This window comes from Paenibacillus sp. JT22N12 (genome assembly GCF_056269365.1).
In genome coordinates, this window is the sequence record NZ_JBWDNU010000038.1 from 1 (window position 1) to 2,379 (window position 2,379).

The following is a 2,379-nucleotide window of genomic DNA, read 5'->3' on the forward strand; positions in this document are numbered from 1 at the left end:
GCTTGGGGTAGCTATACTGCTCAAGGTGAAGAACATCGGAAAGCCGTATGCGGGAAAACCGCTCGTACGGTTTGATGAGGGAGGACTGGGAAACCAGTCCCCTACTCTACACAAAAGGCAGTCTACGACTTAATTTTCAAGTCGTAAGACTGCCTTTCGTTATTGTGAAATGGCTTGTTTGAATTTTACTTAAAACAAAAGAATTGGGGTAATTGCGAGACCATCAGGAGCTAATCCTACCGGTAAGGTTGCAATAACGGTATTACTTGCCGTGTTAATCACCGAAACCGTAGAATCATTGATATTTGCAACATAGGCGCGTGAACCATCGGGAGTGATCGCGATTCCAAAAGGACTGCTTCCGGCAGGCAAAGAAATCGTAGCGATGACCGTGTTGGTGGCTGTGTTAATCACCGAAACCGTAACATTTGCAACATTTGTAACATAGGCGCGTGAGCCGTCAGGGGTAATCGCGATTGCACGAGGACCGCTACCGGCAGGCAAAGGAATCGTTGCGACGACCGTATTGGTTGCTGTGTTAATCACCGAAACCGTTTCATTATCAATATTTGTAACATAGGCGCGTGAGCCGTCAGGGGTAATCGCGATTGCACGAGGACCACTACCGGCAGGCACAGGAATCGTAGCGACGACCGTATTGGTTGCTGTGTTAATCACTGAAACCGTATCATTACCAACATTTGTAACATAAGCGCGTGAGCCGTCAGGGGTGATAGCGATTCCAAAAGGAATGCTTCCGGCAGGCAAAGGAATCGCAGCGACGACCGTATTGGTTGCAGTGTTAATCACCGAAACCGTATCATCACCAGAATTTGGAACATAGGCGCGTGAACCATCAGGGGTGATTGCGATTCCTTGAGGACTGCTTCCGGCAGGCAAAGGAATCGTAGTGATGACCGTATTGGTTCCCGTATTAATCACCGAAACCGAATTACCGATAAAACCAGCATTTGTAACATAGGCGAGTGAGCCGTCAGGGGTGATTGCGATTCCTTGAGGACCGCTTCCGGCAGGCAAAGGAATCGTAGCGACGGTCGTATTGGTTCCCGTGTTAATCACTGAAACCGTAGAATCACCAGAATTTGCGACATAGGCAAACAGTAATTCCTCAATTTGACTTAACTCACCTTCCAGCACGTGTTTATCGATGATTTGCCCGTTTGCCTCTTTTTCCAAAATGGTAATGGCGATATCATTTGCACCAAGCCCGCTGGTGAGCACTCGAACTCCAAACACATCAAGATTGGCAAAGACGTTGTCTACCGTAAAAGAAGAGCCGGAGGTTCCAAATGGATTAAGGGAAACGAGTTCAACCACATAAAGCGTTTCACTCCCAAACCCAGCTCCTGTAGGATTAATATGGTATGCTTCTATACCCGCAATCGCAGGCATACGTCCCGTATTAAAAAGACGTATGGTTAACTGGGTCGTTCGCGGTGCGTCCCTATTATCAATCGGTCCTGTATCATAAACTGCCAAAAAAAACACCTCCCTATCAAGTCAATGCATACTCTACTATATGATTAATAGAGACGATTCGTATGGGATGTCCGTGCCCCTTTTTCAGTAGGTTGACCAGATATGCTTTTGATGCGAAAAGCGGTCGTTTTAAAAGATTTATCGATCTTGGATGTCTCAACTCCCGTTATTCCAAACGCATATAACATGATTCCTGCCGGCGGTAATTTGGATTGGAGAAGTTTTAATTCAGGCAATCCACAAGGCATGCGTAGTCGAGGTTATTTGCTTCAGTGGAGTGGTATCGCATATAAAGTTAATGGGGAAGTGATTGGAAAAGCTGGTTCAAGAACGAGCGACTTCTAACACGTCAGTTTCCTTCGATTTGCTCAGATCTGCACCGATGTTATGTTCTCGGTGGGAGGGACAAATACTCAAAAACAAAAGCTTGTTTATGTACATATGTACTGCTGAGTGTTGAATTAACGGGTACGATAGCATTCCTGTAGAGCGTTAAATTACCGCTTTGCAAAAAAACGAGCGCCTCGGTACGATGGGAGTACGCAACGGGTCATAGCCCTTTAAATCCCATCATCTTAGGAGGACACTCTACTATGAAGTTTAAATCGCAGGACAAACAAAATCAACTCATTGAAAAAATTTCTGCCCAACATCTAGTCGTTGGGGTCGACATCGCACAGCAAACACATGTCGCTCGTGCGGTTAACTTTCGAGGAATCGTGGTCGGTCATCCTCTATCCTTCTCCAATGATGAGGAAGGTTTTCACAGCCTTCTTCAGTGGATCCAGTCGCTGCAATCTGCCCATGCTTTAACGGTGGCCATTGTTGGCATGGAGCCTACCGGACATTACTGGCTTAACGTATCCAAGTGGCTCTCGG

At 46.4% G+C, this 2,379-nt stretch carries 3 protein-coding genes; 2 read left to right on the plus strand and 1 reads right to left on the minus strand.

Annotated features, from left to right (window positions below; translation table 11 throughout):
- Positions 1-189: 189 nt before the first annotated feature.
- Positions 190-1,500 carry a beta-propeller fold lactonase family protein gene (locus tag AC0YOA_RS38030; RefSeq protein ID WP_475790944.1) on the minus strand — a complete coding sequence of 437 codons (1,311 nt, stop codon included), beginning with the start codon at positions 1,498-1,500 and terminating at the stop codon, positions 190-192.
- 102 nt (positions 1,501-1,602) lie between these two features.
- On the opposite strand from AC0YOA_RS38030, the gene AC0YOA_RS38035 reads away from it, so the two are divergent.
- Positions 1,603-1,845 carry a hypothetical protein gene (locus AC0YOA_RS38035; RefSeq protein WP_475772773.1) on the plus strand — a complete coding sequence of 81 codons (243 nt, stop codon included), beginning with the start codon at positions 1,603-1,605 and terminating at the stop codon, positions 1,843-1,845.
- A gap of 248 nt (positions 1,846-2,093) precedes the next feature.
- Positions 2,094-2,379 (plus strand): IS110 family transposase (locus AC0YOA_RS38040; protein ID WP_475790945.1); only part of this gene is annotated, 286 nt, incomplete at its 3' end.